24 protein-coding genes are annotated in these 26,301 nt (G+C 75.2%); 12 read left to right on the forward strand and 12 right to left on the reverse strand.

Annotated features, from left to right (window positions below):
- The first annotated feature begins 50 nt into the window (after positions 1-50).
- Positions 51-1,964: an FtsX-like permease family protein gene (locus AB0O09_RS07900; protein ID WP_363540689.1), complete on the forward strand. Its 1,914-nt coding sequence runs from the start codon at positions 51-53 to the stop codon at positions 1,962-1,964.
- A gap of 13 nt (positions 1,965-1,977) precedes the next feature.
- On the opposite strand, the gene AB0O09_RS07905 is transcribed toward AB0O09_RS07900, so the two are convergent.
- The gene (locus tag AB0O09_RS07905) at positions 1,978-2,571 is read right to left on the reverse strand and encodes a dihydrofolate reductase family protein (RefSeq protein WP_363540690.1); all 594 of its coding nucleotides are present in this window, start codon (positions 2,569-2,571) and stop codon (positions 1,978-1,980) included.
- 70 nt (positions 2,572-2,641) lie between these two features.
- Here AB0O09_RS07905 and AB0O09_RS07910 point away from each other — a divergent pair, with 70 nt between their 5' ends.
- Positions 2,642-3,220: a TetR family transcriptional regulator gene (locus AB0O09_RS07910; protein WP_363540691.1), complete on the forward strand. Its 579-nt coding sequence runs from the start codon at positions 2,642-2,644 to the stop codon at positions 3,218-3,220.
- A 21-nt stretch (positions 3,221-3,241) separates the two neighbouring features.
- Here the strand turns inward: AB0O09_RS07910 and AB0O09_RS07915 are convergent, their stop codons facing one another.
- The 4 genes from AB0O09_RS07915 to tdh form a co-directional block, all read right to left on the reverse strand.
- Positions 3,242-4,159 carry a LysR family transcriptional regulator gene (locus tag AB0O09_RS07915; protein ID WP_363540692.1) on the reverse strand — a complete coding sequence of 306 codons (918 nt, stop codon included), beginning with the start codon at positions 4,157-4,159 and terminating at the stop codon, positions 3,242-3,244.
- 83 nt (positions 4,160-4,242) lie between these two features.
- Positions 4,243-6,240: a phosphatase PAP2 family protein gene (locus AB0O09_RS07920; RefSeq protein WP_363540693.1), complete on the reverse strand. Its 1,998-nt coding sequence runs from the start codon at positions 6,238-6,240 to the stop codon at positions 4,243-4,245.
- 361 nt (positions 6,241-6,601) lie between these two features.
- Entirely contained in the window at positions 6,602-7,795 is a 1,194-nt protein-coding gene (locus tag AB0O09_RS07925; protein ID WP_344625869.1) for a glycine C-acetyltransferase, read from the reverse strand.
- A gap of 119 nt (positions 7,796-7,914) precedes the next feature.
- On the reverse strand, positions 7,915-8,943 hold the full coding sequence (tdh, locus tag AB0O09_RS07930) for an L-threonine 3-dehydrogenase (RefSeq protein ID WP_344625870.1): 1,029 nt from the start codon (positions 8,941-8,943) through the stop codon (positions 7,915-7,917).
- Between the two features lie 278 nt (positions 8,944-9,221).
- Here tdh and AB0O09_RS07935 point away from each other — a divergent pair, with 278 nt between their 5' ends.
- The gene (locus tag AB0O09_RS07935) at positions 9,222-10,139 is read left to right on the forward strand and encodes a tyrosine-protein phosphatase (RefSeq protein ID WP_363540694.1); all 918 of its coding nucleotides are present in this window, start codon (positions 9,222-9,224) and stop codon (positions 10,137-10,139) included.
- Positions 10,123-10,464 carry a DUF5713 family protein gene (locus AB0O09_RS07940; RefSeq protein WP_363540695.1) on the forward strand — a complete coding sequence of 114 codons (342 nt, stop codon included), beginning with the start codon at positions 10,123-10,125 and terminating at the stop codon, positions 10,462-10,464. Before AB0O09_RS07935 ends, AB0O09_RS07940 begins: the two co-directional genes overlap by 17 nt.
- A gap of 83 nt (positions 10,465-10,547) precedes the next feature.
- Here the strand turns inward: AB0O09_RS07940 and AB0O09_RS07945 are convergent, their stop codons facing one another.
- Both AB0O09_RS07945 and AB0O09_RS07950 read right to left on the reverse strand, forming a co-directional pair.
- Positions 10,548-12,995 carry a glycoside hydrolase family 9 protein gene (locus AB0O09_RS07945; protein WP_363540696.1) on the reverse strand — a complete coding sequence of 816 codons (2,448 nt, stop codon included), beginning with the start codon at positions 12,993-12,995 and terminating at the stop codon, positions 10,548-10,550.
- A gap of 316 nt (positions 12,996-13,311) precedes the next feature.
- Positions 13,312-14,370 (reverse strand): ATP-dependent DNA ligase, encoded by a 1,059-nt coding sequence (locus AB0O09_RS07950; RefSeq protein ID WP_363540697.1) that lies wholly within the window; start codon positions 14,368-14,370, stop codon positions 13,312-13,314.
- Positions 14,371-14,439: 69 nt separating this feature from the next.
- Here AB0O09_RS07950 and ligD point away from each other — a divergent pair, with 69 nt between their 5' ends.
- Both ligD and AB0O09_RS07960 read left to right on the forward strand, forming a co-directional pair.
- Entirely contained in the window at positions 14,440-15,438 is a 999-nt protein-coding gene (gene ligD, locus AB0O09_RS07955; RefSeq protein ID WP_363540698.1) for a non-homologous end-joining DNA ligase, read from the forward strand.
- Positions 15,439-15,684: 246 nt separating this feature from the next.
- Positions 15,685-16,401 carry a hypothetical protein gene (locus AB0O09_RS07960; RefSeq protein ID WP_363540699.1) on the forward strand — a complete coding sequence of 239 codons (717 nt, stop codon included), beginning with the start codon at positions 15,685-15,687 and terminating at the stop codon, positions 16,399-16,401.
- A 19-nt stretch (positions 16,402-16,420) separates the two neighbouring features.
- Here AB0O09_RS07960 and AB0O09_RS07965 read toward each other — a convergent pair whose 3' ends face one another.
- On the reverse strand, positions 16,421-16,966 hold the full coding sequence (locus tag AB0O09_RS07965; RefSeq protein WP_363540700.1) for a YrhB domain-containing protein: 546 nt from the start codon (positions 16,964-16,966) through the stop codon (positions 16,421-16,423).
- A gap of 53 nt (positions 16,967-17,019) precedes the next feature.
- Positions 17,020-17,754 (reverse strand): histone deacetylase, encoded by a 735-nt coding sequence (locus AB0O09_RS07970; RefSeq protein ID WP_363540701.1) that lies wholly within the window; start codon positions 17,752-17,754, stop codon positions 17,020-17,022.
- A 155-nt stretch (positions 17,755-17,909) separates the two neighbouring features.
- Between AB0O09_RS07970 and AB0O09_RS07975 the strand changes: the two genes are divergently transcribed.
- From AB0O09_RS07975 to AB0O09_RS07985, 3 genes are read left to right on the forward strand one after another with little or no spacing between them, the layout of a single operon-like run.
- A complete protein-coding gene (locus AB0O09_RS07975; protein ID WP_363540702.1) occupies positions 17,910-18,338 on the forward strand; it encodes a hypothetical protein in 429 nt (142 codons plus the stop codon).
- A gap of 23 nt (positions 18,339-18,361) precedes the next feature.
- Entirely contained in the window at positions 18,362-18,565 is a 204-nt protein-coding gene (locus AB0O09_RS07980; protein ID WP_363540755.1) for a helix-turn-helix transcriptional regulator, read from the forward strand.
- Positions 18,562-19,530 carry an NAD(P)-dependent alcohol dehydrogenase gene (locus tag AB0O09_RS07985; protein WP_363540703.1) on the forward strand — a complete coding sequence of 323 codons (969 nt, stop codon included), beginning with the start codon at positions 18,562-18,564 and terminating at the stop codon, positions 19,528-19,530. The genes AB0O09_RS07980 and AB0O09_RS07985 overlap by 4 nt, the downstream gene beginning before the upstream one ends.
- 9 nt (positions 19,531-19,539) lie before the next feature.
- On the opposite strand, the gene AB0O09_RS07990 is transcribed toward AB0O09_RS07985, so the two are convergent.
- The 3 genes from AB0O09_RS07990 to AB0O09_RS08000 form a co-directional block, all read right to left on the reverse strand.
- On the reverse strand, positions 19,540-20,349 hold the full coding sequence (locus AB0O09_RS07990; RefSeq protein ID WP_363540704.1) for an alpha/beta hydrolase: 810 nt from the start codon (positions 20,347-20,349) through the stop codon (positions 19,540-19,542).
- A gap of 127 nt (positions 20,350-20,476) precedes the next feature.
- Positions 20,477-20,968 (reverse strand): tyrosine protein phosphatase, encoded by a 492-nt coding sequence (locus AB0O09_RS07995; RefSeq protein ID WP_363540705.1) that lies wholly within the window; start codon positions 20,966-20,968, stop codon positions 20,477-20,479.
- A gap of 158 nt (positions 20,969-21,126) precedes the next feature.
- Positions 21,127-22,053, reverse strand: a complete 927-nt coding sequence (locus AB0O09_RS08000; RefSeq protein ID WP_363540706.1) for a MerR family transcriptional regulator — start codon at positions 22,051-22,053, stop codon at positions 21,127-21,129.
- Positions 22,054-22,146: 93 nt separating this feature from the next.
- On the opposite strand from AB0O09_RS08000, the gene AB0O09_RS08005 reads away from it, so the two are divergent.
- The 3 genes from AB0O09_RS08005 to AB0O09_RS08015 all read left to right on the forward strand — a co-directional run bounded on the left by AB0O09_RS08005 (position 22,147) and on the right by AB0O09_RS08015 (position 26,218).
- Entirely contained in the window at positions 22,147-23,649 is a 1,503-nt protein-coding gene (locus AB0O09_RS08005) for an alpha/beta fold hydrolase (protein WP_363540707.1), read from the forward strand.
- A 145-nt stretch (positions 23,650-23,794) separates the two neighbouring features.
- Positions 23,795-24,877, forward strand: a complete 1,083-nt coding sequence (locus tag AB0O09_RS08010; protein WP_363540708.1) for an alpha/beta fold hydrolase — start codon at positions 23,795-23,797, stop codon at positions 24,875-24,877.
- A 336-nt stretch (positions 24,878-25,213) separates the two neighbouring features.
- The gene (locus tag AB0O09_RS08015; protein WP_363540709.1) at positions 25,214-26,218 is read left to right on the forward strand and encodes a magnesium and cobalt transport protein CorA; all 1,005 of its coding nucleotides are present in this window, start codon (positions 25,214-25,216) and stop codon (positions 26,216-26,218) included.
- Positions 26,219-26,301 lie beyond the last annotated feature (83 nt).

Below are 26,301 nucleotides of genomic sequence, written 5' to 3' on the forward strand. Positions count from 1 at the left end.
GGGCCCCGGCCTGCTGATCCGGCCCGGCGGCCGGCGGTTGGCTGGAGGGCATGAGGATGATGCGGATCGCGCTGAGGTCGCTGAGGGTGCGTTGGGTGTCGCTGCTGGGTGCGTTCACGGCCCTGGCGCTCGGAGCGGCGATGACGGCGGTGATGCTGCTCGGCCTGGCCACCGCGGTGTCCTGGCCCGGGGGCGGCGGCGAGGCGATGGTGTCGCTGGTCGCCGCGCTCGGCACGGCCGGCGGGGTGAGCGCCTTCGTCTCGGCGTTCGTCGTCGCCTCGACCTTCGCCTACACCGTGGCCCAGCGCCGTCGCGAACTCGGACTGCTGCGGCTGGCCGGCGCCACCCGCGCCCAGGTGAGGCGCGCGGTACTGGCCGAGGCGCTGGTGGTCGGCGCCGTCGCCTCGGCCGCCGGGTGCGTGCTCGGACGGCTCGGCGCGCCCGCGGCGGTGCGGTGGCTGACGGAGGTCGGGATAGCCCCGCCCGGGTTCACCGTCGACCAGCGGACCTGGCCCCTGGCCGCCGCGTTCCTGACCGGCCTGCTGGTCGCCCTCGGCGGCGTCCTCGTCGCCGCCCGCCGCGCCGGGCGCCTCGGCCCGCTGGACGCCCTGCGCAGCGCCGACCTCGACACCGGCGTGATGACCACCGGGCGCTGGATCTGGGGCCTCGGGCTGCTGGCGGCCGCGGCCGGGCTGATCGGCTCGGCCCTGCTCACGGACCCCGTCGACCTGCTGCACCGCAAGACGTACACCGTCCGGCCGATGGTGCTCGTCTCGGCCTGCGGACTGCTCGCTCCCGTGCTCGTCCGGCCGCTGCTGCGCCTGCTCGGCCGGCTGCCGGTCCGGCCGTCCCGCTGGTCGGGCCGGCTGATGCGGGAGAACGCCGCCGCCGCGGTGCGCCGCACCGGGGCGATCGCCGCGCCGGTGCTGGTGTCGGTCGCCCTGACCGGCTCGCTGGCCGGCGCCGTGGACACCGTGAGCGCCTCCCGGACGGCCGAGGCCCGGACGCGGACCGGCGCCGACTTCGTCCTCACCCCCGGTGCGGACACCCCCGGCGCGGGCCGCCCGGGGCTGGTCGAGGCCCTGCGGACACTCCCCGGGGCGGTCGTCTCCCCCACCGGACCGACCCGGCTCGCACTGGTCGAGCCGGACGGCAACGCGGTGCGCTCCGAGGCGCGGACGGCGGATCCCGCCGCACTGGCCGGAGTGGCCCGGCTGCCGGTGGTCGCCGGATCGGTCGCCGCGCTCACCGACGACGGCATCGTGCTGCCGCTGGAGTGGGGCCACCGGGCCGTCGGCGACCCGGTGCCGGTCGTCCTCGCGGACGGCCGCCGGGTGACCCTGCGGGTCGCCGCCCTCCTGCGGGACGGACTCGGCGACAACGGCCTGTACGTGACCGCCGCCAACGCTCCCGGGTCCCGGACGGACCGCATCGACGTCCGGTCCGCCCCCGGGTCGGACCGGGTCTCACTGGAGGCGGGGCTGCGCGCCACGGCCGCCCGCTTCGGCGCCCGGGTCGACACCCGCGAACGGTGGCTGTCCGCCACCGCCCCCGCCAACGGCCGGACCGCCCGGCTGAGGATCGTGCTGGTCCTCGGCCTCGCACTGACGTACACCGGCATCGCGCTCGTCAACATCCTCGCGATGGCGACCGCCGACCGCCGCCGGGAACTCGCCCTGCTGCGCCTCACCGGCGCCACCCGGACGCAGGTGGTCGGGCTGGTGACCGGCGAGTCGCTGCTCGTGGTGGCGGTGGGCGCCCTGCTGGGCTGCGCGGTCGCCGCCGTCCAACTCGGCGCCATGAACGCCGCTCTGGTCCTGCTCGGGAGTCCCCCGCCCCTGGTGCTTCCCTGGCGGCCGGTCGCCGCGGTGACCGCCTCCTGCCTCCTGCTGACCGCCCCCGGCGCGGCCCTGGCCGCACTCCGCGCCCTCCGTCCCCGCCCGGTGGACGCGGCCCGTGGGTAGGCACGGAGAGGTCCTAGCGGCGGACGAGGCGGGTGAGGGTGACGCCGTTGGGGAAGGCGGTGCGTTCGGCGACGTCGAAGACGGTCGGGTCGAAGGTGCCGTCGAAGGCCGGGATGCCGGCGCCGGCGACCACCGGGTAGTTCTTGATCAGCAGTTCGTCGACCTCGCCGAGCAGGGCTCCGGCGAGCCTGCCTCCGCCGCAGAGCCAGATGTCGAGGGTGCCGTTCTCCTCCTTCTTGAGGTCCCGGACGAGGGCGACCGGGTCGCCGGGGACGACGGTGACGGCCGGGTCGGTGTCGGGGGCGAGGGTGCCGGACACCACGTACTGGCGCAGGTGGGCGTAGGGGCTGGTGATGCCCGCGTCGAGGGCGGGGCGGTAGGCACCGAGGCCCATGAGGACGGTGTCGAAGCGCCGGTTGGGCGCGTCGGCCAGCCCGAGGGGGGCTCGCGCGACGGTCGGGACGGTCTCGGGGTAGAGCGTGTTGGTCCAGGCGGTGTAGGCCGCGGCCTGCTCCTCGTCCCCCTGGGGGAAGAAGTGGTACTCGCCACCGGGGCCTGCGATGCGGCCGTCGAGGGTGACGGCGACGTAGTACACGAGCTTTCGCACTCTGATGACTCCACATGTAGTACTCTGATTGAAGTGGTTTCAACATAGTACTACGCCTGGAGTGGTGTCAATGGTGAGACGGAACGACCAGCGGCGGGCCGCCCTCGTCGACGGCGCGATCGAGGTCCTGGCGAGGGACGGCGCACGGGGCCTGACCTTCCGGGCCGTCGACGCGGAGGCCGCCGTACCCGCCGGCACCGCCTCCAACTACTTCGCCAACCGCGACGACCTGCTCACCCAGGCCGGGGCGCGCGTCTACGAGCGGCTCCAGCCCGACGAGGCCACCGTCACCCGCCACCGCACGGCCGAGCGCGACCGCGAGACCTACGCCGAGCTGATGCGCGAACTGGTGGCCCGCGTCTCGTCCTTCCGCACCGGCTACCTGGCGCTGCTCGAACTCCGGCTGGAGGCGACCCGCCGCCCCGAACTGCGCACGGTCCTCACCGAGCGCGTCCGCGCCGACCTGGACGCCAACGTCGCCTACCACCTGGCGTCCGGCCTGCCCGGCGACGCCACGGCCGTCAAACTGCTCTACCTGGCCCTGAACTGGCTGATCGTCGAACAGCTCACCCTGCCCGACGTGCTCACCCCACAGGAGCGCGACGAACTCGTCGCCGCCGCGGTGGACCGCATCGTGGCGGCTTCCTAAACGGGCTCGCGGGGCCCGGGGTCACTGGTTGTCGAGGGTGCGGGCGGCGTCGGTGAGGGCGGTCAGGACGGGGGCGATCAGCGGGTGGTGCTCGGCGCCGGCGCGGACGGCGGCGAAGACCTTGCGGGTGGCGAGTTCGGTGTCCACCGGGCGGACGGCCACCGCGGAGAGGTCGGCGCCGGGCAGGGCCGAGCGCGGGACGAGGGCGACGCCGGCGCCCGCGGAGGCGAGGGCGACCACGGCCCGGAAGTCGTCCGAGGAGTGCACCAGCCGGGGCTGGAACCCGGCGTGTTCGCAGGCGAGCAGCACCACGTCGTGGCAGGGGTTGCCGGGGTAGGGGCCGATCCACGGCTCGGCGGCCAGGTCGGCGACCGGGACGGGACCCTCGCCGGCGGCCAGCGGGTGGCCGAGCGGCAGGACGGCGCGGAACGGCTCGGCGTACAGCGGCACCCGGGTCAGCCGCTGGTCGTCGGCGCGCGGGGCGCCGCGGTACTCGACGGCGACGGCGATGTCGGCCTGGCCGTCCAGCAGCATCGGCAGGCTGGCGTCGCCCTCGGCGTCGAGGACCTTCAGTCGGACGCCGGGGGCCGCGGCGGCCAGCCCGGTGATCGCGGGGGCCAGCACGAGCGCGATGCCGGTGGCGAACGCGGCGACGGTGACCTCGCCGGCGACCCCGGCGCTGTACGCGGCGAGGTCGGCCTCGGCGCGCTCCAGCTGGGCGAGCACCGCGTCCGCGTGGCCGAGCAGGATCTCGCCGGCCGCGGTGAGCCGTACGCCCCGGCCGTCCCTGGCGAGCAGGTGGTGGCCGGTCTCCTGCTCGAGCGCGGCGAGCTGCTGCGAGACGGCGGAGGGGGTGAGGTACAGCGCGGCCGCGGCGGCCGTCACGGTGCGGTGGTCGGCCACGGCCCGCAGGGTCCGCAGCCGTCGTGCGTCGATCACGGCTCAATTCTGCCAGCGGCCCGGAGCCCGTCGTTCCGCAGCCCCGGACACCTCCCGCAACGGCCCGTGCCGGGCGAAGCGTCTCAGGGGTCCCGGCGGCGTTCGGCGGGTTCGGTGCTCGGGGCGGGCGACGGAGGGCCGGGTGCCGGGTGGCGGTCGACCGCGGAGCCGGTGCCGGGCGTCGGCGTCCCGCCGGTCCGGGGCCGGCCGGACCGGGCGCGGAGCCCGGCCGCCGATGCGGCCGAGCGGTCGAACATCCGCCGGCCGGTGAGCACGTACTGGAACAGGCAGCCCGCGAGGACGACGGCCACCCCTCCGGCCGCGTCCAGCAGCCAGTGGTTGGCGGTGCCGACCACCACGAACAGGGTGAGCAGCGGGTAGAGCACCGCGACGGCCCACACCCAGCGCCGCCGGGTCGCGGCGATCACCGCCGCCGCGCACCAGAACGCCCAGGCGCAGTGCAGCGAGGGCATCGCCGCGAACTGGTTGGTGAGGGCGGTGAGCGCGCCGAGCGGCGAGCCGTCCGGCCCGCCGTACGGGCTGTCGCGCAGGCCGAGGCCGGGGGTGAGCCGGGGCGGGGCGAGCGGGTAGCCCCAGAAGCCGAGCAGGGCGAGGCCGGTCGCGGTGAAGAGCACCGTGCGGCTGGTGCGGTACCGGCGGGGGTGGCGCAGGTAGAGCCAGCCGAGCACGGCCAGCGGCCCGATGAGGTGGAAGGTCTTGTAGTACTGCAGCGAGAGGTCGAGCATGCCGTGGGTGTGCAGCACCCAGCCGTTGATCGCCCGTTCGACGTCGAGGTGCAGGAACCTCTCCACCCCGTAGACGTCGCGGGCGTTCTCGACGGCGGACTCGATCCGGTTCGGCGCGGCGTTGCGGATCTTGGTGTAGATGCCGTAGCCGACCTGGATGAACAGCAGCTCCATCAGCAGGTTGGGCCGGCTGACCGGGCGCAGCTTGGCGGGCAGCAGGGGCAGCCTGCGGCGGCCGAAGGGGTGGTGCGGCGTGGGTGCGGGGGTGCGGTGCAGCGTCCAGAGCGGGTCGGTGGTGCGGCGGAAGGGCAGCAGGGCGGCGGCCGCGGCGGCGGTCAGCGGGGCGGCGCCGCGCAGCAGGAAGGTGGTCACCGGTTCGATCTGCGGGTCGAGCATGCTGCTGGAGAGCAGGGCGACGGTGACGGCCACGACCGGCCACAGCGCCCGGTCCTCGGGTCTGCGGCCGAGACGGCCGACCGCGGCGGCGAGCAGCCAGCCGAAGTCGGCGGGCCCGGTGAGCGGGGAGACCACCACGGCGGCACAGCCGACCACGCCGGCGGCGAGCAGGTGCTGCCCGTCCGCGGCGAGGGCCGGGCCGCGGCGGAGCGCGAAGACGCCGACGGCGACGACGGCGGCCAGGCAGACGGCGGCGAGCAGCGGTCCGCGCAGGCCGAGGCGGAGCAGCAGGCCGTACGCCGACTGGTTGTCGGGGCCGACGGCGACCAGCGGTTCGATCAGCTGCCGCCAGCCGTTGGCGGTCTCGGCCGGCCGGGCGGCCCAGGCCGCGACGTTCAGGGCGAAGGCGAGGACGAGGGCGTTGAGGGCGTGCCGTCGGGACCCCCGGCAGACCAGCAGGACGGCGAAGAGGGCGAGCGCCGGTTCGAGGGCGATCGCCGCGCCGAGGGCGAGGCCGTCGGGCGGACGGGTGCTCGGCAGGACCTCGGCGAGGGCGAGCGCGACGGCGGCGATGCCGAGGACGGCGTCGACGGGCTGGCCGCGCAGGTCGGCGCTGAGCAGCAGGGCGCCGGCGGCGGTGCTGCCGGCCACGCCGGGGTGCGGCAGACCGGGCGGCGGGTCTCGGGCGAGCAGCAGGCCGACGGCGACGACCGAGGCGAGTGCGGCGGCCAGCAGCACGGTCCGGGTGCCGATCGCGTACCAGCCGCCGAGGCCGGTGGCGGCGAGGTCGGCGACCGGGCTGGGGCGGCCGACGGGTTCGGCGAGGGTGTTCCAGGTGACCGGGGCGCAGACGGCGAGCACGGCGAGGACGGCGGCCGCGGCGATCAGGCGGGCGGCGGAGGGGACGCGGGGCCGGGGCAGCGCGGACACCGGTGGCATCCCTGCTCCTCTCGCCGCGTGCGCCGGCCGGCGGGTCCGGTACCGCGGGAGTGGCTGCGGTCCGGTGGCCGGTCCTCCCTTGCGACTGTCCAGCGGCGGCGCCCGCTACGCATCCCGTGGGGTGCCGCCCGGGTGGCACCGGGCCGTGCACGGAGGGCGGGGCGTTCGCGGAGGGCGGGGCGTTCGCGAAGGGCGGGGCGTTCGCGAAGGGCGGGGCGGCGGCACCGGGAAACGCCGCCGGCCCGGCTGGGGAAGGCCGGGCCGACGGCGGAGCGGGGCCGGGGGTTGCCCCGCAGGGGCGCGGTGAGGGTAGGGCCGCGCCCCGCGGTGGTGGTCGGTTCGGGGCCTGGGCCCCGGGGTGCTACTTGCCCATCGCTTCGCGGGCGTCGACGAAGGCGGCGACGGCGCGCTCGACGTCCTCGGTCGAGTGGGCGGCGGACAGCTGCACGCGGATGCGGGCCTGGCCGTGCGGCACGACCGGGTAGGAGAAGCCGATCACGTACACGCCTCGCTCCAGCAGCAGCTCGGCCAGGCGGCCGGCCTCGGCCGCGTCGCCGATCATGACCGGGGCGATGGCGTGCTCGCCGGGCAGGATCTCGAAGCCGGCCTCGGTCATCTTGGTGCGGAACAGGTGGGTGTTGGCGGCCAGGCGCTCGCGCAGGTCGCCGGACTGCTCCAGCAGGTCGAGCACGGTCAGTGAGGCCGCCGCGATCACCGGGGCGAGCGAGTTGGAGAACAGGTACGGGCGGGAGCGCTGGCGCAGCAGGGCGACGATCTCGCGGCGGGCGGCGACGTAGCCGCCGGAGGCGCCGCCGAGGGCCTTGCCGAGGGTGCCGGTGATGATGTCGACGCGGTCCATCACGCCGTGCAGCTCGGGGGTGCCGCGGCCGGTCGGGCCGACGAAGCCCACGGCGTGCGAGTCGTCGACCATGACCATCGCGTCGTAGCGGTCGGCGAGGTCGCAGATCTCCCGCAGCGGGGCGATGTAGCCGTCCATGGAGAACACGCCGTCGGTGACGATGAGGCGGCGGCGGGCGTCCTGGGTGGCCTTGAGCTGCTGCTCCAGGTCGGCGAGGTCGCGGTTGGCGTAGCGGTGCCGGCGGGCCTTGGAGAGGCGGATGCCGTCGATGATGGAGGCGTGGTTGAGGGCGTCCGAGATGACGGCGTCGCGCTCGTCCAGCAGGGTCTCGAAGACGCCGCCGTTGGCGTCGAAGCAGGAGGAGTAGAGGATCGTGTCCTCCTGGCCGAGGAAGTGCGAGAGGCGCTCCTCGAGCTGCTTGTGCACGTCCTGGGTGCCGCAGATGAAGCGGACGGAGGCCATGCCGTAGCCCCAGCGGTCCAGGGCGTCCTTGGCGGCGGCGACCACGGCGGGGTGGTCGGCGAGGCCGAGGTAGTTGTTGGCGCAGAAGTTCAGCACCTCGCCGGGGCGGCCGCCCGCGGTGACGGTGACGGCGGCGCTCTGCGGGCTGCCGATGACCCGCTCGGGCTTGAAGAGGCCGGCCTCGCGGATCTCGTCGAGGGTGGCGGCGAGGTCTTCGCGCACGTTGTCGAACACGGGTGGTGTCTCCCTGGATGGAGGTTCGCTGACGGGGTGCCGGGCGGTCGGGCGGTGGTGCGGTGCTGGACCACCCGGCACGGGGCGGTGCGGGGCTGGGCGGTGCGGGCGGTGCGCGCTCAGACGGTCCAGTCGAGGATGATCTTGCCGCAGTTGCCGCTCGCGGCCTCGTCGAAGGCCTCGGCGAAGTCCGTGGCGGCGTACCGGCCGGTGATCACCGGGGTGAGGTCCAGGCCGCCCTCCAGCAGGACGGACATCGCGTACCAGGTCTCGAACATCTCGCGGCCGTAGATGCCCTTGATGGTGATCATCGAGGTGACGATCGACGCCCAGTCCACCGGGAACTCGTCGGCGGGCAGGCCCAGCATGGCGATCTTGCCGCCGTGCGTCATGTTGGCGATCATCGAGCGCATCGCCTCGGGGCGGCCGGACATCTCCAGGCCGACGTCGAAGCCCTCGCGCAGGCCCAGCTGCTGCTGGCCCTCCTCGATGCTGTGCTGCGAGACGTCCAGCGCCAGGGTGACGCCGACCTTGCGGGCGAGGTCCAGGCGGTACGGCGAGACGTCGGTGATCATCACGTTGCGGGCGCCGGCGTGCCGGGCGACCGCGGCGGCCATGATGCCGATCGGGCCGGCGCCGGTGATCAGCACGTCCTCGCCGACCAGCGGGAAGGACAGCGCGGTGTGCACCGCGTTGCCGAACGGGTCGAAGATCGCAGCGACGTCCAGGTCCACCGGCACCCGGTGCACCCACACGTTGGACGCGGGCAGCGCCACGTACTCGGCGAACGCGCCGTCGCGGCCCACGCCCAGGCCCACCGTGTTGCGGCAGAGGTGGCGGCGGCCCGCCAGGCAGTTGCGGCACTTGCCGCAGACCAGGTGGCCCTCGCCGCTGACCAGGTCGCCCACCTCGATGTCGGCGACGGCCGCGCCGATCGCGGCGACCTCGCCGACGAACTCGTGACCGATGGTCAGCGGGGTCTTGATGGTCTGCTGCGCCCAGCCGTCCCAGGAGCGGATGTGCAGGTCGGTACCGCAGATGCCGGTGCGCAGCACCTTGATCAGCACGTCCGCGGGGCCGATCTCCGGCATGGGGACGTCCATCAGCCAGAGACCCGGCTCGGCCTGGTGCTTGACGAGTGCCTTCACGGCGAGCGCTCCTGAGGGAGGGTGGAACGGAAGCCCGGCGCTGCAACCCCTGCCGCGCCGGGCACAGTGAAATCTGCCGTGCCGGAGCAGGTCCGGTCCATCGAGGAATTCTTAAGGGCGGTCTTAGCTGGGCTGAACGATCGTCCCCGAGCACCGGCCGCCGGGCATCCCGGCCACCCCCATGGCATGCCGAGCACCACCCGTCCGGGCTACCGCGGGCCGGTAACGGGACCCCGGGTATCGTCTGCCCGCGGAGCGGCGGCACGGGAGGGCACGGCGTGGAGATCGCGGAGGAGACCGTCCTCGGCCCGGCGGCGCCGGCCGTCGAGGTCGCGGGGGTGCGGAACGTCCGGGACGCGGGCGGGGTCGGCGCGCTGCGGCGCGGCGTGCTGTACCGGTCGGGGGCGCTGCACGGGCTGCGGCCCGAGGGGGCGCGCCGGCTCGCCGAGCTGGGCGTGCGGACGGTCGTCGACCTGCGGAGCGTCCCCGAGGTGGCGGAGCTGCCGGACGACTGCCGCGGCCTCGCCGTCGACCACCGGCACCTGCCGGTCTTCACCGAGCGGCGGTGGCCGGTCGAGCAGGCCGAGCTGTACCCCGCCATGGCGGAGCACGCGGGACCGGCCGCGGCCGCGCTCGTCCGACGGCTGGCCGAACCCGGGGCGCTGCCCGTCCTCGTCCACTGCGCCTCCGGCAAGGACCGAACCGGGGTGGTCGTCGCCGTCCTGCAGACCCTGCTGGGCGCCTCCGAGGCGGAGACCACCGCCGACTTCCTGCTGTCCAACGCCGCCCTGGGCCTGTCGGCGGCGACGGCCGGACCGGGCCACAACTCCCGTCCGGTCGCCGCCGTCCACCTGGACCGCGCGATGCGGTGGATCCGCAGCCGGCACGGCTCGGTCACCGACTACCTGCTGGCCCACGGCGCCCGGGAGGCCGACCTGTCCGCGGCACGTGCCGCACTCGGCGGCCGGGAAGTCGCCCGGGTGGTGCCCCCAGCGCCCCTGGACCGACCGCCCGGGCGCCGCTTGGAGACAGCTCCTGGGGCGTCGGCCCCCCTGCCAGCCGGACCGGAGCGCCGCGTAGGGGCCGTCCTGGGCGACCAGGCGGTCGTGGGGATCACGCCCGGTGTCAGCACCTGGGTGCCGGTACCCGGTGTCAGTGCCCGGAGGCAGGATCGGCGCCATGCCGATTGCCAATGACCGGATCGCCCGGCACCACTTCCTGCGCGCCCTGAACGCGGACACGTACTACCCGGACGCCGTCGTCGACCGCGGCCGCGGCATCCTGCTGCGGCTGTGCGAGCGGATCGAGGCGGAGCGGCCGTCCGGCCTGGCCGGGCTGTACGTCCTCACCCACGCCGCCACCGAGGAGTTCAACGTGCTGCAGGAGGCCTTCGAAGAGGCGGGCAGCGAGATCGAGACGTTCGCGCGGGAGGAGATCGCCGAGGACTTCGCCTTCGTCGCCGCCGCTTACGGCTTCACCGGCGCGGACGTCGAGGAGTTGATCGCCACCCGCGACTGGTGAGCGGGTGCTGTGCCGTCGGGCCCGGAGGGGTCCGCGGTCCGGCCCGCCCCCTCGGTGGGCCGGACCGCGGTGGGAGGGGTGGTTCAGGTGGTGCAGCCCCGGCCGTTGAGGCTGAAGGCGGGCAGGGCGGCCGGGCTTCCGGTGGCCTGGAAGCCGAAGGAGGCGGTGCCGCCCGGGGCGAGGGTGCCGTTCCAGCCGGCGTCGCCGGCGGTCACGGCCGCGCCGGACTGGGTGACGCGGGCGTTCCAGGCGTTGGCGATCTTCTCACCGCCCAGGTAGGTCCAGGCGAGCGCCCAGCCGGAGACGGTCGTGCTCCCGGTGTTGCGGACGGTCACGTCGGCGGTGAACCCGGTGCCCCAGGTGCTGCCCACCGTGTAGGCGACCGTGCAGCCGGCGATCGGCTGGGTGGGGCTGCCGCTCGGCGATGGCGAGGGCGAGGGAGACGGCGGGGGTGAAGGAGACGGCGACGGCGAGGGGCTGGGGCTCGGGCTCGGCGAGGGGGACGGCGACGGCGTGGTGCCGTCCGGTTCGGCGCCCCACTGCGGTACTCCCCCGCCCAGTAGCCGGATGTTCGGCGCGTTCACCGGCGTCGAGCCGGGTACCGGCGAAATTCCCTGGTACGACCAGTCGTTGGTCGGGTCCCAGGCTCCGGAGGAGGCGATCCGGAACTGGACCTCCTTGCGGTACGCGGACTGTCCGGCCGGCGCGATCACGGTGTTCGAGCAGTCGACGGTGACGTAGTAGGTGGAGCCGGAGTACGGGGTCGGTCCGCTGATCGCCCCGCACTGGTTGTAGTTGGTGGTGAGGGTGACCTGACTCGGGCTCACCCCCGGCTCCAGGGTGAACCAGTAGCGCAGCGAGGCGTTCTTCAGCGCGCGGGCGGGCCAGGCGGAGGTGTTGACGAGGTAGGCCTTGATCTCGGTGAAGTCGGTGCCGGAGGCGTTCACCGAGGCCTGGACGGTCGTCTCCGGCCCGTCCGGGGTCTCCGCGGGTGGGAAGGCCGCGAGCGGGCTGCCGCCGTACTCGCCGTGGAGCCGGGCGAGGGCGCCGGTGAAGGCGGCGTTGTAGTCGGTGGCGACCTCGTTGTTGACGTAGTTGGAGCGGTCGTCGGTGTAGGAGTCGTCGGGCGAGCTCGGTCCGCCGACCAGGGCGCCGATCAGGGTGTGCCGGCTGTTGACCGGGTTGGTGAGCTGGTCCGTCCAGGAGCCGTGGGCGGTGCGGTGGTGCGGGTTCTTCGGCGGGTTGGTGCCGAAGCCGATGAGGTAGCTGGACCTGCGGGGGTTGTCGCCGAGCGCGTAGTCGATCTGACGGACGGCGAAGTCGTGGTAGCGGGCCTTGCGGGTGGCGTCTCCGGCGAGCCAGTCGGAGTAGACCAGGGCGGCGAACGAGGTGTTGGCGGCGTAGCGCAGCGATCCCCAGGAGTCGAGCACGGCCTCGCCGCCGGGCGAGTACTTCACCTGGCTGCCGTTGACGCCGACCGTCCACCAGTCCAGCCAGCGGTTGGCGTCGTCGATGTACTGCTGCTTGCCGGTGAGTTGGGCGAGCAGCACGTATGCGCCGTAGGACTTGTCGTCCCAGGCGATCGTCCAGCGGTAGGACTTGGTGCTGGTCTGCGGCTCGGTGGAGAGGTCGGCGTAGTAGGTCTCGGCCTTGGCGAGGTAGCTGCTGTCGCCGGTGGCCTTGTACAGCCAGATCGCGCCCCAGACCAGTTCGTCGTTGTAGCCGCTCCAGGAGTTGTAGTAGCCCTGGGCGTCCTTGATGCAGTCGCTGTACTTGCCGCGGTAGGTGTCGGCGAAGGAGTACAGCTGCTTGGCGTGGGTGACCAGGGTGGCGGCGTACGCCGAGTCGCTGTCGGCGAAGACGATCGAGGAGGAGGCGAGGGCCGCGGCGGTCTCGCCGGCGAGGTCGGAGCCGGGGCAGGTGGCGTCGATCCTGTACGCGGGCCGGGCCATCGGCAGCACCTCGGCCGGACCCCACCAGGCGTGGTCGGCCGAGCTGTTGCCGACCTGGCCGTAGAGCACGTTCGGGGCGGCGTGCGCCTTGAGCAGGTAGTCGTCGACGAAGCGCAGGTTGTTCTTGAGGTACGGCATCTGGCCGGAGGCGGTGTAGCCCTGCTTCGCGGCGATGCCGCCCCAGGCCAGCATGGTGGTGGAAGCGGCCATCGGCAGGCCGAACTTGACGTGGTCTCCGGCGTCGTACCAGCCACCGGTGAGGTCGAGCCCGACGTCCTTGCCGTCGTCGAGGGCGGAGTCGCCGCGCCAGCCCACCCGGTTGGTGGCGGGCAGCTTGCCGGACTGCTGGGCCTCGTAGAAGAGCAGCGACTTCTGCAGCGCCTCACCGTAGTTGAACGCCGGGGCGGCGGCGCGGGCGGGCGCGGCGTGCAGCGGCAGCAGGGCGCCGGCGGCGAGCGCGAGGGCGGCGGCCGCCCCGAAGGCGGTGCGGCGGGCCGGGCCCTGCCGGTGGCGGCGGGCCGCCGGACGGGTGGGCGCGGGGGCGGACGGGCCGGGTGGGGGTGCGGCGGAGTGGGGCACGGGCGTCCTTCCGGGACGGCGGGGTGGGCCCGGCGGAGGGGACGCGGCTGGCGGCGCCGGGGGCAGGTGCGCGGGGGTCGGAACAGCGGGTGGGGGTGGGGGTGGGTGGGACCGGGGCGGAGTGCGGGCAGCCTCGGGGAACGCCCGCGACCTGCCGCAATGCCATGGGAGCGCTCCCATAACAGCCGACCGGGGTGGTGTCGGCAGGCAGCGGGCGGCGTCCATGGTGTCCGTGCCGCCGCGTCCGTGTCAATGCACAACACGGCACTCGGGCAGCGGAGTTGGCGATGCGATCGGCCCGGAGCCGGGCCGGGGTTCAGCGGAGGACGTCCGACAGGTCGTAGGAGACCGGCTCCTCCAGCTGCTCGTAGGTGCAGCTGACCGGCTCCCGGTCGGGGCGCCAGCGGCGGAACTGGGTGGTGTGCCGGAAGCGGGTGCTCTCCATGTGGTCGTACGCCACCTCGACGACCCGGTCGGGGCGCAGCGGCACCCAGGAGAGGTCCTTGGTGCCCGTCCAGCGGCTGACGGCGCCGGGCAGCCGGGAGGCGGCCTGGGCGCTCTCGTCGGCCCAGGCCGCCCACGGGTGGCCGGTGAGGTCGTCGAGCCGCAGCGGGGCCAGCTCCTCGACCAGTTCGCGGCGCCGGGCCATCGGGAAGGAGGCGCAGACCCCGACGTGCTGCAGCTGCCCGTCGCCGTCGTAGAGGCCGAGCAGCAGCGAGCCGACGACCGGTCCGCTCTTGTGCTCGCGGTAGCCGGCGAGGACGCAGTCGGCCGTCCGCTGGTGCTTGATCTTGAAGAGGGTGCGCTCGCCGGCCGCGTACGGGCCGTCCAGCGGTTTGGCGACCACGCCGTCGAGTCCGGCGCCCTCGTACTGGGCGAACCAGGTCCGGGCGAGTTCGATGTCGGTCACGGCGGGCGCCAGGTGGACGGGGGCACGGGCGCCGGCCAGGGCGGACTCCAGGGCGCTGCGGCGCTCGGCGAGCGGGCGTTCGGCGAGGGCGGTGTCGTCCAGCGCCAACAGGTCGAAGGCGACGAACGAGGCGGGGGTGCGCTCGGCCAGGGTGCGGACCCGGGAGGCCGCCGGGTGGATGCGCTCCAGCAGTTCCTCGAAGCGCAGCCGGCCCTCGCGGGCGATCACGATCTCGCCGTCGACCACGCAGCGGGCGGGCAGCTCGCGGCGGAAGGCCTCCACCAGTTCGGGGAAGTACCGGGTGAGCGTCTTGGTGGTGCGGCTGCCGATCTCGACCTCGTCGCCGTCGCGGAAGACGATCGCGCGGAAGCCGTCCCACTTGGCCTCGTACTGCATGCCGGACGGGATCTCGGCCACCGACTTGGCGAGCATCGGCTGCACGGGAGGCATCACGGGAAGGTCCATGCTCCGATCGTCGCCGCACGTCGCACGGCCCGCGCGCCGGATGCGGGGGGCCCGCCTAGCGTGGGAGGCATGGCCTCGACAGCGGTTGAACTGGAGGTGGACGGCCGGTCGGTCCGGCTCTCCAACCCCGACAAGGTCTACTATCCGGCGCGCGGCTTCACCAAGCGGGACGTCGCCGAGTACTACCTGGCGGTCGCGCCGGGCGTGCTGCGCGGGCTGCGGGACCGGCCGACCACGCTGCAGCGGTTCCCGGACGGCGTCGAGGGCGAGTTCTTCTACCAGAAGCGGGCGCCCAGGGGCCTGCCGGAGTGGCTGCCGACCGCCCGGATCGTCTTCCCGAGCGGCCGCAGCGCCGACGAGGTCTGCCCGAACGAGCCGGCCGCGGTGCTGTGGGCCGCCAACCTCGGCTGCCTGACCTTCCACCCCTGGCCGGTGCGCCGCGCCGACACCGAGCACCCGGACGAGCTGCGGATCGACCTCGACCCGCAGCCGGGCACCGACTTCCACGACGCGGTGACCGCCGCGCACGAGCTGCGCGCGCTGCTGGAGGAGCTGGGGCTGCGAGGCTGGCCGAAGACCTCCGGCGGGCGCGGGCTGCACGTCTACGTGCCGGTGGAGCCGCGCTGGACCTTCACCGACTGCCGGCACGCCGTGATCGCGCTCGGCCGGGAGCTGGAGCGCCGGATGCCCGGACGGGTGACCACCGCCTGGTGGAAGGAGGAGCGCGGCGAGCGGATCTTCGTGGACTACAACCAGATGGCCCGCGACCGGACGATCGCCTCGCCGTACTCGCTGCGGGCCCGGCCCGGGGCGACCGCCTCCACCCCGCTGCGCTGGGAGGAGATCGACGACGTCGTCCCGCAGGACTTCGACCTGCGGACGGTGCCCGCGCGCTTCGCCGAACTCGGCGACCTGCACGCCGAGATGGACGACTTCGCGTTCGGCCTGGACCCGCTGCTGGAGCTGTTCGCGCAGCAGGACGCCGTGGACCTGCCCTACCCGCCGGACCATCCGAAGATGCCGGGCGAGCCGATGCGGGTGCAGCCGAGCCGGGCGAAGAAGGGCTGAGCGCGGGGGACCGGGCCGGGCAGGAACCTCTCGTTCGCGGTCCGGAACCGTCGGATCCGGTCGATCCGCGCCGGTTCCGAACGCCGGCCCTCCGCCGCCCCGGTGCGTGGCTACGCTCGCGCACCTGACACCGCTTCGGGAGGGGACGGCGAGATGGGCGAGACCACGACGTGCGGCGGGTGCGCGGCCGCCGAGGTGCCGCGGCGGCCGTGCCCCGGCTGCGGCGACGAGGGCTGACCGGGCCCGGTGGACGCGTACGAGGAGCTGCTGGTGCTGGCCCGCGGCACCGCCCGGACGCTGCTGGCGCAGGGCGTCGCGCCGCTGTCGTTCCGGGACGACGAGGGCGCCGCGGTGGACGGCTGGGTGGTCGACCGGCTGCCCGCCTGGGACCGCGGCGGGGCGGCGGTGCGGACGCGCCGTACGGAGGTGCGCAGCAGCTGTGCGCTCGTCCTGGACGTGGACGGGCGGTTCCACCGCTACCGGGACAGCTCGCTGCGGATGCCCGCCGCCGGCGGCCGGACGGTGGTCACCCGTCGGCTGGAGCTGTCGCCGGCCAGCGCGCGGACGCTGGTCGCGCTCGGACCGGGCCGGCCCTTCGACCAGGTGACGGTGCTGCTGGAGCAGTTGCCGTGGACGGCCGTGCCGCACCGGCCCGCCGTCCGGCCGCAGCCGGTGGCCGCACCCCCGCCGCCCGCTCCGGTGCTGCCGTCCTGGGCACGGCGGCCCGGGTCGGAACCGGTCGCCGCCGTCCCGGTGGCCGGGCGTCGGCGGGCCGGTGCGGTCACCGGCCTGCTGCTCGGCCTCGCCGGCGGCTGCGTCTGCGCGACCGCGGCCACGCTGGCCTGCACCGCGCTGTGGGGTGGGGGCGCGAGGCCGGCCGGCCTCACGGCGGCCGGGGTCTGCGTGGCGGCCGGCACCGCGCTGGGGGCCGTCCGGGGGCGCCGAGCGGCGGGGCCGGGCTGACGGTCGCAGGTCCGTCCCGTCAGGTGAGCGGCTGCCCGGCGGGGCCGGTGAGGCGTTGGATGCCCGCACGCAGCCCCGGGTCGTCGGGCCGGGTGAGCCGGACCAGTTCCTCCGGCGGCCGGGTGCCCTGCGCGACGGCCGTCACGTAGGCCTTGGCCTGGGCGATGCCCAGCCGGGGGTGGAGCCGGCGCAGCCGGTGCATCGCCGCGACCGGCCCGGCGGACCGCGCCAGACCGCGGATCTCGATCACCAGCGGGTCGTCGTCCGTCCCGCCCCGGACCTCGCGGCGGTAGAACGTCTGCCAGTCCTCGTGCAGGCAGGTCTCGCGGACGAAGTGGACGCTTCCGTCCTGCCGGTCCACCAGGTACGGGCCGCTCCGGAAGCTGTCGTGTTCGTCCCGGGTGCGCAGCCACACCGCCGACTGGCAGAAGACGAGCCAGCCGACGGCGAGTTCGTCCACCCGGTGGGCGACGAACTCGGGCAGGTACGCCTTCCAGCTGTGGGCCAGCCGGTCGCGGGCCAGTTCGGTCTCGACCAGTTCGACGGCGCGCTCCTCGGTGATCACCGCTCCAGTGTCCCGTGCCGCGCAACCGGTTTCCTCGCCGCTCCGACGGGGCGTCACTGCTCCGACCGGGACCGGAGGGCGGTGAGGAGGGAGTCCGGGGTCCAGCGGCCGGCGGCACCCGGCCGGGTGCTGAGGTAGGCGGCGGCGCGCCGGGCGGGCCAGCCGTGGGACTCGGCGAGGCCGGTGGCGAGGTGGCGCAGGTAGCCGGCGGAGGGGCGCGTCAGCGGTGCCTCGCTGCTGCGCCCGGCGGCGGTGAAGGTGACCACCGGGTGGCCGTCCAGGGTGCCCGGGCAGAGCAGGGTCTCGTAGCGGCCGGGGCCGAGGGTGGCGCGGCCGTCGCGCAGGGCGGCGGCCAGGCCCGGGGCGGCGGACGCCCGCGGGGTGCGGTGCATCTCCTGGGCGGCGATGTCGAGCAGTTGGTCCAGGGTCAGCAGGTAGCCGCGGACGGGCAGTTCGCCGTCGTCCTCGGCGTCGAGGAAGGCCATGCCGCCGCCCCAGACCAGGGACTCCCGGGCGAAGTAGAGCCGGCCCGGCAGCAGCAGCGGCAGGTCGGCGGCGGGCGGGCGGGGATCGCGGCAGCCCGGGTAGCGGCGGGTGGCGCCGGGCGGGCTGCCGCCCGCGAGGTAGGCGTGCAGCCGGGTCCGGCGCATGTTGGAGCCGTACGCGGCGTACCAGACCGGGCGGGTCAGGTCGACCGGGTCGGCCGGGTCCACCAGCCCTGCGGGGTCGAGGAGTTCGGGTGGCCGCAGGCGGTGCGGGCGGGGCCGGCGCGGCACGGGGGTGGCCATGCCCGATGATGCGCGGGCCCGCGGTGCGCCCGGCGTCGGCCCGCCGGGCGGGCCGTGGGCTTCACCCGTCCGGCGGGAGCGCGCGTCGGCTCCTGCACGGCCCGGCGAGGTAAAGAATCTTTGACACGGTGTCCGGTCTGTTTTACCTTGCTGTCATGGCAGTCGAAGAGAAGCGGGCCTGGATCATGCTCCTGGTCACGCTCTGCAGCTACGCCGCGTACGCGGCAGTCGTCCTCGGCGGCGCCGGCTCCGGTCCGCTCACCGCCGCGCCGTACCGGGCGGCCCTGCTCTGGAGCGTCGGCCTCGCGATCGCGGCCTCGATCGTCCTGCACATCGCGGTCTCGCTCACCTCGCCGGAGGGCGACCGGCAGAAGGACCAGCGGGACCGCGAGATCCACCGGTTCGGCGAGCACGTCGGCCAGTCCTTCCTGGGGATCGGCGGAGTGGCCGTACTCGTCCTGGCCATGCTCCGCGCCGACCACTTCTGGATCGCCAATGCGACGTACCTGGCCTTCGTCCTCTCGGCCCTGCTCGGCTCGGCCGCGAAGCTCGCCGCCTACCGGCGGGGGTTCGGCCCGTGGTGAAGCCGACCAGGGTCACCAACAGCATCCGCGCGCTCCGGTTCGCCCACGGGGAGATGACCCAGGCGGCACTGGCCGAGCGGATCGGCGTCACCCGACAGACCGTCATCGCCATCGAGCAGGGCCGGTACTCGCCCTCACTGGAGATGGCGTTCCAGATCGCCCGGGTGTTCGGCGTCGCACTCGACGACGTCTTCCAGTACCCGCAGACCGAGGGGGAGGCACAGTGAAGGCCGTTGTGCAGGACAGGTACGGCGAGGCCGAGGTGCTGCAGCTCAGGGAGGTCGAGCGGCCGCGGCCGGGGGCGGACGAGGTCCTCGTCCGGGTCCGCGCGGCCGGAGTCGATCCCGGCGTGTGGCACCTCATGGCGGGCCTCCCCCGCCCCGTGCGGCTGGCGTCCGGGCTGCGCACCCCGCGCAACCCCGTCCGCGGCCTGGACGCCGCCGGGGTCGTCGAGGAGGTCGGCCCGGACGTCACCGCCTTCCGGCCCGGGGACGAGGTGTTCGGCGTCTGCGAGGGGTCCTTCGCCGAGTACGCCCTCGCCAGGCCCGGACGGCTCGCCCCCAAGCCCGCCGGGCTGACCTTCGAACAGGCCGCGGCCCTGCCGATCTCCGGCTGCACCGCGCTGCAGGCCCTGCGCGACACCGGCGGCCTCCGGGCGGGGCAGCACGTCCTGGTGATCGGCGCGGCCGGCGGCGTCGGCTCGTACGCGGTGCAGGTCGCCAAGCTCCTCGGCGCGGAGGTCACCGGGGTGTGCAGCACCGGGAAGGCCGAACTCGTCCGCTCGCTCGGCGCCGACCGGGTGCTCGACTACACCCGCGAGGAGATCACCGAGGGCGGGCACCGCTACGACCTCGTCCTCGACACCGCCGGGAACCGGCCGCTCTCCCTGTTGCGGCAGGTCCTCACCCCGCGCGGCACCCTGGTCATCGTCGGCGGCGAGGGCGGCAGCGGATGGCTGGGCGGCCTCGACCGGCAACTGCGGGCGATCGCGCTCTCGCCCTTCGTCGGACAGCGGCTGCGCACGCTGGTCGCGCAGGCCCGGACGGCGGACCTGCGTCACCTGGCCGAGGCCGCCGAGCAGGGCCGGCTGGTGCCCGTCCTCGACCGCGGCTACCCGCTGGACCGGGCGGCGGACGCGGTGCGGCACGTCCACGCCGGGCACGCCCGCGGCAAGGTGGTGCTCACCGTGTGACGGCGGCCGTCAGCGGTCCGGGCCGAGGACGGCGTCGGCGATCAGACGGGCCACCGCCGCGGGCTGTTCCACCATCATCAGGTGGCCGCTGTCCGCGACGGTCTCCAGGGTGACCGACGGGCAGGCCTCCAGCGCGGCGCGCTCCTCGCCGGTCAGCCCGACCTCGTCCCGGTCGCCGCGCACCACCCGGGCCCGGACGCCCGCACCGCACAGCCGCGGGACGAGGGAGCCGTGCCGGTCGAGGTAGGCGAAGTACTCGGTCATCGCCCGGCGGCAGAAGGCCGCCGAGTTCCGCTTCAGGTCGGCCAGCAGCGGCGCCCGCCGGGGCTCCGGAATGCTGTCCGCCAGGGCCTTCGGCGCCAGCCACAGCATCGCCGGCCAGACCGCCGCGCCGAGTCCCGGCACCCGGCCGAGCTTCGTCGCGACCGCCAGCGCCGTGGACTCGTCCGACCGCGAGAAGGTCGGCGAGAGCAGCACCACCGGCCCGGCGAAGTGCCCGCCGCCAACCATCTCCAGCGCGATGTTGGCACCGATGCTGTGCCCGACCACCGCCGTGCAGCCGTGCTCGGCGGCGAAGGCCGCGGTGATCGCCGCGTAGTTCTCCATCGAGACGTCACGCGGCGCGACCGTCCCCGCGTGGCCCGGGACGGTCGCCGCCACCAGCCGGATCGGTGCCCCGGCGAGCGGCTCGGCGGCCGTCAGGTCGTCGTAGAAGGCCGTGCTGCACAGCCCGCCCGGCAGCAGCAACACCCGGTGCGGCGCATCGGCCGGCCCCGACTCCCGTACGTCCCAGGCGTGGAACTGCGCGGCACCGCTCACGGCTCGGCCCTCCGTCTCGCTCGACCACCGCCAGTCTCCCGCGCCCCCGGCCACCGATCGCCCACCCTGCGCCGAACGCGGCATGTCGGGCCGCCCGCGGGTACGGACCGACCGGGACCGGCCGCGATCACGCCGTGTGCAGCAGCAGGGCGGTGGGCCAGGTGCGCTGGTCGGGGGTGTCGGGGACGGCGAGGCCGCGGGCCCGTTCGACCGCGGCCCAGGCGGTCCCGGGTGGGGTGTCGCCGAGGACGAGGAGGGAGACCGCGAGCAGGGAGGAGCGGCCGATGCCCGCCCGGCAGTGCGTCACCACGTGGGCGCCGTACCGCAGTCGGGCGGTCAGGCGGTGGAGGGCGGGCAGCACGGCGGCCGGGTCGGGAACCGTCCGGTCGGGGATCGGGAGGGCCACGTACTCCAGCCCGGCGGCGGTCGCGAGCTCGGGCTCTGCGGTGAGGCCGAGTTCCTCGCGTTCGTCCGCGGTGAGCGCGCAGACGAGCACGTCCGCGCCGGCGGCGGCCAGCGCGGCCATCTCGTCCGGCAGCCAGTCGTGGCCGCGCGGGCGGGCCATGGTGCTGAGCCGGCCGGGGCCGGGCAGGTCGACGGTGAACAGGGAGGCGCGCACGGCGGCACCGCATTTCGCTCGGGAGGGAGTGGGCCCCGGGCGGGACGTCGGGCGGCGCTCGGAGACCTGACGGAACGTCGAGGGAGCGGATCGCCCGCGTGGCGGTCACGGGGTGGGTGTCAGCGTACCCCCGTGTCGGGCCGGGCAGGCCCGACCGTTCAGGCCGGGTCGGCCGTCAGGGCGGCGCGGAGCCAGTCGTGGGCGGCGCCGAGGGTGGGGGTGGCCGGGTCGGCGAGTTCGCCGGCGAGCTGCCAGTAGCGGTCCATCACCGGGTGGGCGAGGGCGTCGAGGCGGCGGACGAGCCGGCGGCGGAACAGCGGGGTGTCCCTGTCCCCGTGGGCCCCGGCGTACGCGGCGACGAAGCAGTCGAGCGCCTCGCCCGGCTGCGGTGCCCCTCCGCTGCGCAGGGCCGGGGCGGCCAGCTCGTACGCCTCGCCGAGGCCGTCGTAGAGCACGGCCGGGCGGTAGTCGCGGGCGTCCGCCGGGGGCGGGGGCGGCGCGTCGCTGCCGCCGGCGGGGCAGGGCATGGTGGCGAGGGCGTGCATCCGGGCGAAGGCCAGCACCTGGGCCGGCCGCGGCTCGGCGGGCGGCTGCGGCACCGCCGCGTCGACGATCCACCGGATCTGCCGGGTGGACAGACCGCCGGGCAGGACCCGCCGCCAGTAGCGGGCCAGGGCGGTGGTGTCGGGCGGGGTGGCGACCGCGCCGATCAGCCGGAGCCGGTCGGCGCGTTCCTCGGCGGTGCAGTCGCGCAGCAGCTGCAGGGCGGCCTCCCGCCAGCGCAACGCGGCGAGTTGGGTACCCAGCTCCTTCAACTGCCGGGCGACGGCGTCCTCCAGCCCGTCGGCCCCGGTGTCGGTGTCCTCGCGGCGCAGGACGCGGTCGATCTCGGGGACGGGCAGGTCGAGGGCGCGCAGCGAGCGGATCAGCCGCAGCCGGTCGAGCGCCCCGGGCCCGTACCTGCGGTGGCCGCCGGTGCTGCGGGCGGCCTCGGGCAGCAGGCCGCGGTCGGAGTAGAAGCGGACGGTCTTCACGGTGACGCCCGCCCGTTCGGCGAGTTCCCCGATGCTCCACAGATCGGCCATGACCACGACTTGAACCTCCCTCAGGGGGAGTTCCTACCGTACCGGCACACGCGAGCGGCCGACCGGGCCGCCGGAGCGGGCGAGGAGGCGACGATGGCGGTGTTCGTGCTGGTGTCCGGCTGGTTCACCGGGAGCTGGATCTGGGAGGAGGTGGCGGACCGGCTGCGGGAGTCCGGGGCGGAGGTGCACCCGGTGGCGCTGACGGGCATGGACGGGCCGGCCGGGACGGCGCCGGCCGGCACCGACCTGGAGACGCACGTCGGGGACGTGCTGCGGGTGGTCGACGGCGTGGCCGCGCCACAGGTGGTGCTCGTCGGCCACGGCTACGGCATCCATCCGGTCCTGGGCGCCGCCGACCGGCGTCCGGAGCGGATCGCGCGGGTCGTGCACCTGGACGCCGGCATGCCCGGGGACGGCGACACGGCGGCGCAGTCGGTGCCGGACCAGGAGGTCCGTGCGCGGCTGCTCGGCGCCGGTCCGGTCCTCGCCGAGGTGCCCGCGCCGACCGCCGACGCGTGGCGGCGCTGGGGCAGCACCGCCGGGCTGACGGACGGGGCACTGGCCCGGCTGACCGCGCACGCCGTGCCACAGCCCGCCGGGACGCTCACCCGTCCGCTGAGGCTCTCGGGCGCCGCGGCCGCACTGCCCTCCACCGGGATCCTGTGTACCGGCAGCGGCACGACGATCGCCGTGCTCCGGGTGGTGGCCTCCGGCGACGACCCGGTCTCCCGGAAGCTCACCGACCCCGCGGTGCGCTTCTTCGAACTCGCCACCGGGCACTGGCCGATGCTCACCTGCCCCGGTGAACTGGCCGAGGTGCTGCGGCGGTCCGCCGCCGGGGAGGGCCACCGGCTCACCCCGACCGCCGAAGCGCCCCCGCATCTGCGGCCCTTCGTGCTGGAGGTGCCGGAGCGGCCGCGCGAGCGGACCGGCCGGGTCGACCTGTACCTCCCCGACGGCGCCGGCCCCCGGGGCCGCCCTGTGGTGCTGTTCGTCCACGGCGGCCCGCTCCCGGCGGAGGTGCGGCCCACCCCCCGGGACTGGCCGGGGCTGGTCGGCCACGCCCGGTACGCCGCGGAGCTCGGCGCGGTCGGCGCGGTGGTCGACCACCGGCTGCACGGCTTCGCCGACTACCCGCAGGCCGCCGGGGACCTCGCCGCGGCCGTCGACCTGCTGCGCGCCGATCCGCGGGTCGACCCGGACCGGATCGCCCTGTGGTTCTTCTCCGGCGGCGGGCTGCTGCTCGCGGACGCGCTCCGCAGGCCGGAGCCGTGGCTACGGTGCACGGCGGCGAGCTATCCGGTGCTCGCGCCGCTGCCCGCCTGGGGCCCGGTCGATCCCCGCTTCCGTCCGGTGGAGGCGGTCGGCGCGGCCGGACGGCTGCCGATCGTGCTGACCCGGGTCGGCCGGGAGAACCCCGGGATCGCGGCCGGCGTCGCGGAGTTCCTGGCCGCGGCCGAGAAGGGCGGGGCCGCCGTCGAGGTGGTCGACCTGCCCGACGGGCACCACGGCTTCGACACCGCCGAGCCCACCGGGTCGTCGCGGCGGGCGGTGGAGCGGGCGATGCGCTCCGTCCTGGCGCACCTGCGCGCCTGAGCCACCCTCAGTGGTGCACGGGGAACGGTCGGTTGTCGGAGGGAACGGACGGTTGTTGGACGCGGGCGGGGGCGGCTTGGTCTGCTGGGTCCTCCGGCGGGACGGCTCCCGCCGCCGCCCGTGCAGCCCGCAAGCGAGGACTCCGATGACCGACAGCCCCGACCTCTCCTTCCTCGACGCTCCCGGCGTGATGGCCGGCTACGCCGAGGAGACCCGCCCGCGGGCGCACGGTGCCGGCCTCGACGTCTGGGAGTACGGGCGGGTCGCGGCCGGTGTGGCCTCGTTGCGCGAGTGGCCCGCCGCCTGTCGGGCGGCCGCGCGGCGGCACCTGGCGGTCGCGGAGGCCGCCGCGGCCGCGGGCCGGACCCGGACGGCCGGCGAGGCCTACCGGACGGCGGCCCGCTGGTTCCACGTCGGCGGGCTCGTCCCCGACCCGGACCGGGCGGCGGCCGCCCGGACGGCCGGTGCGGCGGACGGGGCGATGCGCTCGGCCCTGGCCCTGCTCGAACCGGACGCCGAACGGGTCGAGGGCGAGGGCTTCGCCGGGTGGCTCCGGCGCCCGGCGGGCGGGCGGCCGGCGCCGGTGGTGGTGGTCGTGCCCGGGCTGGACTCCGGCAAGGAGGAGTTCCACGCCGTGGCGGAGGCGCTGCTCGCCCGGGGCACGGCCGTCCTCGCGATCGACGGACCGGGCCAGGGCGTCCTGGCGACGACCAGCACCTTCGAGCCGGACTACGGGAAGGTGATCGGCTGTGCCGTCGACCGCCTGGCCGGCCGGGAGGGCCTCGCCACCGAGGACGGCGTCGCGGTGATCGGGCTGAGCCTGGGCGGCTGGTTCGCCGCGGCCGCCGCCGCCCGGGAACGGCGGGTCCGGGCGGCCGCCCTGGTCAGCGGCCCGTACCGGCTGGACTGGGACGGACTCGTGCCCTTCGTCGTCGCCACCCTGGCCCAGCGCTGCGGCGGCCTGGCGGCGGCCCGGGAGTTCGCCGACCGGGTCGACCTCGGCACGATCACCGCGGAGCTCGACCTCCCGCTGCTGGTCGTCGAGGGCGGCGACGACCGGATCCCGGGCGTCACCAACGCCGACCTGCTGACCCGTCAGCTCGAGAACGCCGAACTCCTGCTCGTCCCCCACGGCAACCACCTGCTCGGCACCGCCCTCCCCGACTGGCTGCCCGCCACCGCCGACTGGCTCGCCGAGGCCGTCCGCACCGCGCCGCCACGGGCCTGACGCCGTGTGCCTCACCCGTGGAGATCGCCGACCGGGTCCCGTGCGCACCCGACGAAGTCATCCTGCGGCACCACGGCCGGCCGGCCCGGGCCGGCCGGCCCGGGCACCGGAGGGTCCTCTGACCGACGGTGCACGGCCGGAGCGCCGAGGCACTCCTCCGACGCCGCACCCGGCGATCGCGCGCCAGCGCCACACCGGGCGAACCCCCGGCGTCGGCGTCGGCCGGGGGCCAGGTCGGAGGATCTTCCGGGCGTCTTCGGTCGGCGCGTCCCAACGGGTAGGTTTGCTTGCCGTTGAGGGCGCCGGGCGCCGTGGCTGGGGAAAGCGGTGTGGGGAATGGTTGCACGGGCCGTTGTGGACTGCGCGCTGTACGAGGACGGGCTGCGCCTGCCGGAGCAGGTGGAGCTGGCGGACGTGCTGCAGCGGATAGGCGGGCAGGACGGCCGGTTCGTGTGGATCGGCCTCTACCAGCCGACCGAGGAGCAGTTCGCCGAGATCGCCGCGGCGTTCGACCTGCATCCGCTGGCGGTGGAGGACGCGGTCCGCGCCCACCAGCGTCCGAAACTCGAACGCTACGGTGACACGCTGTTCCTGGTGCTGAAGACAATCACCTATGTCGAGCACGACAAGGTGACGGCGACCAGCGAGATCGTGGACACCGGCGAAATCATGGTGTTCGCCGGCCCCGGTTTCGCGATCGTGGTCCGCCACGGCAGCGCCCCGCCGCTGGCGGCCGTGCGGCGGGACCTCGAGGCCGTGCCCGAGCTGATGGCGCTGGGCCCGGCGGCTGTGCTGCACGCGGTGGCCGACCATGTTGTCGACCGGTACCTGGAGGTCGCGGACGCCTTCGAGCGGGACGTGGAGGAGCTGGAGACGGCGGTGTTCTCCCACGAGCGCACCGACGATGCGGGCCGGATCTACCAGCTGAAGCGCGAGTTGCTGGAGTTCAAGCGGGCCGTGGTGCCGCTGGGCGTGCCGCTCCAGCGGCTGGCCGAAGGCACGCTGCCGCAGGTGCCGGCCGAGATAGCCGCCTATCTGCGCGACGCAGCGGACCACCACGCGCAGGCCAAGGAGCGGATCCTGGCCTTCGACGAGCTGATCTCCAGCATCCTGGACGCCAGCATGGCGCGGCTGTCGATGCAGCAGAACACCGACATGCGCAGGATCAGTGCCTGGGCGGCGCTGGCGGCCGTGCCGACGATGGCGGCGGGCGTGTACGGCATGAACTTCGACTACATGCCGGAGCTGCGCTGGACGTTCGGCTACCCGGCGGTGCTGGTCGTCACCGCGACGGTCTGCGTGTTCATCTTCCGGGCGTTCCGCCGCAACGACTGGTTGTGATCCGGTGCCGGCCGTGAGGGCTCGCACCGGCGGTTCACCGGTCGAGGTGGATCCACGCAGCGACGAACGCGACCCAGACGAAC

The sequence above is a fragment of the Kitasatospora sp. NPDC093679 genome (assembly GCF_040683455.1).
GTDB classification, from domain to species: Bacteria; Actinomycetota; Actinomycetes; order Streptomycetales; family Streptomycetaceae; genus Kitasatospora; species Kitasatospora arboriphila.